Origin of the sequence: Bradyrhizobium sp. (assembly GCF_049512235.1) — a bacterium.
GTDB lineage: Bacteria > Pseudomonadota > Alphaproteobacteria > Rhizobiales > Xanthobacteraceae > Bradyrhizobium.
On sequence record NZ_JBEKXH010000381.1, the window covers coordinates 1 to 6,211 of the forward strand.

The 6,211-nt window shown below is 64.2% G+C and carries 7 protein-coding genes and 1 other RNA gene; 5 read left to right on the forward strand and 3 right to left on the reverse strand.

Annotated features, from left to right (window positions below):
- On the forward strand, positions 1-852 hold an 852-nt coding region (locus ABSG20_RS26920), incomplete at its 5' end, for an ATP-dependent helicase C-terminal domain-containing protein (protein WP_423867524.1).
- A 161-nt stretch (positions 853-1,013) separates the two neighbouring features.
- On the forward strand, positions 1,014-1,535 hold the full coding sequence (locus ABSG20_RS26925) for a TIGR02281 family clan AA aspartic protease (protein ID WP_423867525.1): 522 nt from the start codon (positions 1,014-1,016) through the stop codon (positions 1,533-1,535).
- 24 nt (positions 1,536-1,559) lie between these two features.
- Here the strand turns inward: ABSG20_RS26925 and ABSG20_RS26930 are convergent, their stop codons facing one another.
- The 3 genes from ABSG20_RS26930 to ABSG20_RS26940 all read right to left on the reverse strand — a co-directional run bounded on the left by ABSG20_RS26930 (position 1,560) and on the right by ABSG20_RS26940 (position 3,712).
- Positions 1,560-2,063, reverse strand: coding sequence for an Lrp/AsnC family transcriptional regulator (locus ABSG20_RS26930; protein ID WP_423867526.1), 504 nt, complete (start codon positions 2,061-2,063; stop codon positions 1,560-1,562).
- Between the two features lie 269 nt (positions 2,064-2,332).
- Positions 2,333-3,283 carry an NAD(+) diphosphatase gene (gene nudC, locus ABSG20_RS26935; protein WP_423867527.1) on the reverse strand — a complete coding sequence of 317 codons (951 nt, stop codon included), beginning with the start codon at positions 3,281-3,283 and terminating at the stop codon, positions 2,333-2,335.
- A gap of 3 nt (positions 3,284-3,286) precedes the next feature.
- Complete coding sequence (locus ABSG20_RS26940; protein ID WP_423867528.1) at positions 3,287-3,712, reverse strand: HIT domain-containing protein; 426 nt, start codon at positions 3,710-3,712, stop codon at positions 3,287-3,289.
- Between the two features lie 248 nt (positions 3,713-3,960).
- Here ABSG20_RS26940 and ffs point away from each other — a divergent pair.
- The 3 genes from ffs to ABSG20_RS26955 form a co-directional block, all read left to right on the forward strand.
- Positions 3,961-4,057, forward strand: an RNA gene (gene ffs / locus ABSG20_RS26945) — signal recognition particle sRNA small type.
- Between the two features lie 107 nt (positions 4,058-4,164).
- On the forward strand, positions 4,165-6,015 hold the full coding sequence (locus tag ABSG20_RS26950; RefSeq protein WP_423867529.1) for a DNA polymerase III subunit gamma/tau: 1,851 nt from the start codon (positions 4,165-4,167) through the stop codon (positions 6,013-6,015).
- Between the two features lie 20 nt (positions 6,016-6,035).
- Positions 6,036-6,211 (forward strand): YbaB/EbfC family nucleoid-associated protein (locus tag ABSG20_RS26955; RefSeq protein ID WP_423867530.1); only part of this gene is annotated, 176 nt, incomplete at its 3' end.

Sequence of the window (6,211 nt, forward strand, 5' to 3'; positions counted from 1 at the left end):
GCGCCCTTCATCGCGGTCGCCGAACTCACCGGCACCGCCGCCCAGGGTCGCATCCTGCTGGCGGCGCCGATCGCGCAGGCCGACATCGAGTCAGGGTTCGCCGACAGAATCGAAATCAAGGACGAGATTTCGTTCGACCGCGCCACGATGGCATTGCGGGCGCGGCGCCGGAAAGGGCTGCATGCGATGACGCTGTCGGAAGCGCCGATGGCGCTCAATCCCTCGGCGGAGACCGCTTCCGTGCTGGCCGAAGGACTGATCGCCGCCGGCCTCGACAGGCTGCCCTGGTCAAATCAGCTGAAACAGTGGCGCGACCGCGTGATGTTCCTGCGCAAGGGCGAGGGCAAAACAGCAGAGCATCAATGGCCCGACCTGTCCGATGACGCGCTCGCCGCGCGAGCCGGGGAATGGCTGGTTCCTGCGCTGCATGACAAAACGTCGCTCAAGGAGTTTTCGGCAGGCGATCTGTCAGATGCGCTGATGGCGCTATTGTCCTGGGACTTGCGCGCGCGGCTGGGGCGCGAGGCGCCCACTCATTTCGAGGCGCCCACCGGCACCCTGCTTCCGATCGATTACGAGGCTGAGCAGGGTCCGACGATTGCGGTCAGGCTGCAGGAATTGTTTGGGCTCGATACCCACCCCTCGATTGCGAAAGGCGCGGTACCGCTGGTGCTGGAATTGCTGTCGCCCGCCCATCGGCCGGTGCAGGTGACGCGCGATCTACCGGGTTTTTGGCGCGGCAGCTATGCGGCCGTGCGCTCCGACCTGCGCGGACGCTATCCGCGGCATCCCTGGCCGGAAGATCCGGCGAACGCGATGCCGACAAGGCGGGTGAAGCCGCGGGGAACGTGAGCGCCAGCGCGTCAGCTTAGAGAACAAGCGAGAGTTTTTGCAGCTCCCGTTAACCCGTTACTCATCCTTTTCGCGAGAATGGCAGCCTTCGCCGCTGCTCACCGTCGCGGTTTGGCCGCGAACGTGGTGATATTGCGGGTCCTCGGAACGAGTATGGCGTCATGCGTAACCTGTTGATTTTTGCCGCGATCATGGTCGGCCTCGGCACCCTGATGGCACAGATGGCGGACCGGATGACGGCGACCACGCCTGCGCTCGCCAGTGCAGTCTTGCACAACCCCGCGCCTGACGCGGATGTCGCGTCGAGCAACGTTCACAGCCTCAGCATCCCCAGCGACCCCCGTGGCCATTTCCTGGCCGAAGGCCATATCGACGGCCAGCGCATCGGCTTCATGGTCGATACCGGTGCGTCGCTGATCGCGCTCAACGAAACCTCGGCGGCCCGGTTCGGGCTGCGGCCGTCCCGCGGCGATTACAACGCCTCCGTCACCACCGCCAACGGCACCATCAAGGCGGCGCGGACGCGGCTTTCCATGGTTGAAATCGGCGGGCTTGTCGTGCGCGACGTCGATGCCATGGTGCTGCCCGACGAAGCGCTGTCGGAGAACCTGCTCGGCCTGTCATTTCTGTCGAGGCTGAAGCGCTACGAATACGCCAACGGCAAGATGGTGCTGGAACAGTAGGCGCCCGCCGTCGATGGGCGAAGCTTAAACCGTCGCCGGCACCGGCAGCGCGGTCACCGATTTGATCTTCTCCATCGCAAAACGCGAGGTGACGTTCTTCAGCGGCACCGCGCCGATCAGCTTCTTGTAGAACAGGTCGTAGCTTTGCATGTCCGCGACCACGACGCGCAGCATGTAATCGACGTCGCCCGCCATCCGATAAAACTCCATCACCTCCGCCATGGCGCTGACGGCGTCGGCAAATTTCCGCAGCCAGCCTTCCGAATGATCTGCGCTCTCGACCGAGACGAAAACCGTGATCCCGAGCCCGATCTTGTTCTGGTCGACCAGCGCGACCCGGCGCAGGATCACCCCGTCGGTTTCCAGCCGCTGGATGCGCTTCCAGCAGGGCGTTGAGGATAGCCCTACCCGGTCGCCGATCTCGGCAACCGACAGGGATGCGTCTTCCTGAAGCACCGTCAGGATCTTGCGGTCGATGGCGTCGAGACGGCGGCTAGGCTCGTTGATTTGGACGACGAGATCGGACATGAGAAGAACTTTGTTCCATCTACGGGGCCAGTGGACCTCATATATAGAAAAATCTTCTAGAACAAGTCATTATTCGGTGCCTTAGGCCGCCGTGAGGCCATGGCTCAAAAACGCTTCTACTTCAGTACGTTGCGGAGCAGCTACGGCACTACCATGGCGAGTACATCTCAGGGCGACTGCCGCGGAAGCGAATCGCGGCGCCTCGGTCAGCTCCTGCTTCCCGGTAGTGGATAAGCCTTCTTCCCTGAAAGACGGCTGTTGGGCACCAGCTAAGCGCGTGTTCCCGCGTCGGTCTGCAGCCAGCGGCCGACCAGATGATGGGCAATGGCAAATGGGTGCGGTCCCGCAAGCCCGTCCGGATGCTGCCGCTTCAACATCAGGGTCGCCTCGGTCCGGTCGAACCAGCGGGCATCCTCCAGTTCAGCGCGGTCGACCACGATATCCTCGCTGGTGGCGCGGGCGGTGCAGCCGATCATCAGGGAGGACGGATACGGCCAGGGTTGCGTCATGTAGTAGCTGACGTCGGTGCAGCGGACGCCGGATTCCTCGAAGATTTCGCGGCGGACCGCGTCCTCGATGGTTTCAGCGGCTTCCACGAACCCCGCCAGACACGACCACATTCCCGGCGGAAACTGCTTCTGCCGTCCCAAGAGGCACTTATCGCCTGCGGTGACCAGCATGATCACGACGGGGTCGGTGCGCGGGAAGTGCTCGGTCTTGCAAGCGGGGCAGTCGCGCTTCCAGCCGCCTTCCTTCATCGCGGTGCGGGTTCCGCAATTGGCGCAGTAGCCGTGGCGCTGATGCCAGTTCACCATCGATTTCGCCATCGCGATCGCGGACAGCTGGTCCGGCGGCACCACGCCCTGCATCGCCATGCCCCGCAGTTCGTTGACGGCGACGTCGCTGCGGGGAAGCAATTTCTCGACCGCCACAGCCGATATGCCCATGCCGAACACCGCGGCGCCCTCGCGCAGGCCCAGAAAGATGGTGCCGGGATTGGCGCCAAAATTCAGCGCCTCATCGATGCGGAGCAGGGCGCGCGGCCCGTCGGCCTCCTGTTTTACCACCAGCGAATCGCGCTGCACCACATAGGCACGGGCATCGGGGCGCTGCTCCAGCGCCAGCAGTTTGGCATCATCGCCGCGCAGATGCGCGGCACGATCGAGAATATGGCTGACGAAGGCCGGCTGCCCCAGTGGAAACGTGTCGAATGCGCTCATGTCCTAACCAAGCCAGATTTTGCGGCGCAGCGCGCTGATGAAGTTTTGCACCTCCTCGGCGTCGTGCGCGAGCGGCGGCATCACCCCCCAGACCGGACGCGGCCAGGCGACATCGCCGGAACGGCGTGCGATCACATGCACGTGCAATTGTGGTACCAGATTGCCGAGGGCGGCGATATTCAGCTTGTCGCATTTGGTGATGTCTTTCAGCGCGCGGGCGACGCGGCTGATCTCGGTCATCAATTGCGCCTGCTCGACCTCCTCAAGGTCGATGATCTCGGCGGCATCCAGCCGGCGCGGCACCAGCAGCAGCCATGGGTAATGGGCATCCTTGATCACCAGCACACGGCACAGCGGCAGGTCGCCGATGTCGATGGTGTCTTCCTTGAGCCGTGAATGCAGCGACCATGCGGAGGCGTCAGCGGGCATACATCTTCCCTCGTCGTGGCCGGGCCGGTGCGGGGCACTCCCGTCCAACCCTGTGCTGTGACGACCAAAGCAAGGCCCGGCACGACGGCCTTTGCCCGGACCGGCAAAGCCGGACCCGAGTGCCGAGCATGAGGCAACTAATGCCTTTCCGCGTTTCGGCACAAGCCCCGCAGGCCGGCTCGAAGTCGGGTCGGAGTCGGCTCCCGCCCCGCTTGCTTTCTGGCTGTTTTGGCCCCAAATAAGGGCCGGGAGATTGGCGGTGGACGAGCCACTCGCCAACCGGGTCAGGTCCGGAAGGAAGCAGCCCTAACGAGGTCCGGATCGGGTCGCTCGTCAGTCTCCTACCTGTTTTTTCGAGCGATACGTGCCAAAAGCGGTCATCCGCGTGCGCTCGATTCCATTTCCGTTGTTCCGCAAGCCGGCTCCGAGAGAGATTAATTGCGGATCGATCGATGACCGATGCTGGCGTTCCCTCAATGCCCCCGAATGTTGCGGACAGCGCCCATCAGGGCGGTTTCGAGCTCGGCGGCCCGCCTTCGGGCGCCAAGCATTATCGGGTCCTGGCGCGGAAATACCGCCCTTCCAGTTTTGACGATCTGATCGGCCAGGAAGCCATGGTCCGCACCGTTTCGAATGCCTTCGAAACCGGGAGGATTCCGCAGGCCTGGATTCTGACGGGCGTGCGCGGGGTAGGGAAAACCACCACGGCCCGGATCCTGGCCCGCGCGCTGAATTACGAACTGCCGGACGGATCGGTGAAGGGGCCGACCATCCACATGCCGGTGCCGGGTGTGCACTGCCAGGCGATCATGGAAAGCCGGCACATGGATGTGCTGGAGATGGACGCGGCCTCCCATACCGGTGTCGACGACGTACGCCAGATCAATGACAGCGTGCGCTATGCGCCGGCCAGCGCGCGCTACAAGGTCTACATCATCGACGAAGTCCACATGCTCTCGACCGCGGCGTTCAACGCGTTCCTGAAGACGCTGGAAGAGCCGCCGGAGCACGCCAAATTCGTGTTCGCCACCACCGAAATCCGCAAAGTGCCGGTGACGGTGCTGTCACGCTGCCAGCGTTTTGACTTGCGCCGGGTCGAGGCCGACGTGCTGATGGCGCATCTTGCCAATATCGCGGCAAAGGAGAACGTCGAGGCGGAGCCGGAGGCGCTCGGCATCATCGCGCGCGCCGCGGAAGGCTCGGTGCGCGATTCGCTGTCGCTGTTCGATCAGGCGATCGCGCATGCCGCGGGCCCGGTAGGCGCTGAAGCGGTGCGACAGATGCTCGGCCTCGCCGATCGCACCCGGGTGATAGATCTGTTCGAGCAGCTTGCGCGCGGCGATATCGCCAGCGCGTTCGGGGAATTTCGCGCGCAGTATGACACCGGTGCCGATCCGATCGTGGTGCTGTCCGATCTCGCCGAGTTCGTCAATTTCGTCACCCGCGTCAAGATCGTGCCGGCGACCGCCGATAACGTCGCGTTCGGGGAAACCGAGCGGCTGCGCGCCCGCGAATTCGCCTCGAAAATCTCGATGCGGGTGCTGTCGCGGATGTTTCAGATGCTGCTCAAGGGCATCGCCGAGGTGCAGGCCGCGACGCGGCCGGCGGCGGCGGCCGAAATGGTCCTGGTGCGCATCGCCTACGTCGCCGACATGCCGACGCCGGACGAGGCGATCAGGATGCTCGATCAGAGTGGCGGCAATTCGCCTGTCATCGCCCAGGGCGCGGCGGCGCGCAGCGCGCCGGCCCCGACCCTGTCGGTGGCTCAACCATCACCCCCACGCTCTGCCTCCGCGCCGCGCGCCAATGCCGAGCCATCCGTGCGCCCGCAGCTGATCGCCGCTTTGGCCGACCCGCAATCGGTGCCCACGACACGCCGGATCGCGAGCTTTCCGGAACTGGTGGCGCTGGCCGGCGAGAAGCGCGATTTGCTGACCAAGGCGGCGCTCGAAGCCGATGTCCGTCTGGTCCGCATCGAGGACGGACGGCTCGAAGTTGCGCTCGAGCGCAGCGCGGCGCGGACGCTGATCAACGATCTTTCCCGCAAGCTCGAGCAATGGACCGGACGACGCTGGACCGTGATCGTCTCCAACGAACAGGGGCGGCCGACGCTGCGTTCGCAGAACGAAGTCGAGAAGAACCAGCGCGAACGCGCCGCGGAATCCGATCCGCGCGTGCAGGAGGTGCTGGCGCGCTTTCCCGGCGCCAGGGTGGTCGAGGTGCGCAAGCTTGCCCCGGAGCCGCCGGAATCCGATGCTAGCGGTGAAGATGCCGCCGAGAGTTCCGACAGCGATGATCAATAGCAACTGCAAAGGAAGTTTTCATGGCTGATTTTCTCGGCATGATGAAGCAGGCGGCGCAACTGCAGTCGAAGATGCAGGCGATGCAGGAAGAACTCGGCCATGTCGAGGTCGAGGGCATCTCGGGCGGCGGTCTTGTCAGCGTGCGCATGACCGCGAAGATGGAAGTCAAGGCGGTCACGATCGACCCATCCCTGAT

Excerpts from the sequence above, each read along its gene's own strand:
- ABSG20_RS26930 (WP_423867526.1), bottom strand. The coding sequence starts at position 2,063 with ATGTCCGATCTCGTCGTCCAAATCAACGAGCCTAGCCGCCGTCTCGAC.
- nudC (WP_423867527.1), bottom strand. The coding sequence starts at position 3,283 with ATGAGCGCATTCGACACGTTTCCACTGGGGCAGCCGGCCTTCGTCAGC.
- ABSG20_RS26925 (WP_423867525.1), top strand. The coding sequence starts at position 1,014 with ATGCGTAACCTGTTGATTTTTGCCGCGATCATGGTCGGCCTCGGCACC.
- ABSG20_RS26950 (WP_423867529.1), top strand. The coding sequence starts at position 4,165 with ATGACCGATGCTGGCGTTCCCTCAATGCCCCCGAATGTTGCGGACAGC.
- ABSG20_RS26940 (WP_423867528.1), bottom strand. The coding sequence starts at position 3,712 with ATGCCCGCTGACGCCTCCGCATGGTCGCTGCATTCACGGCTCAAGGAA.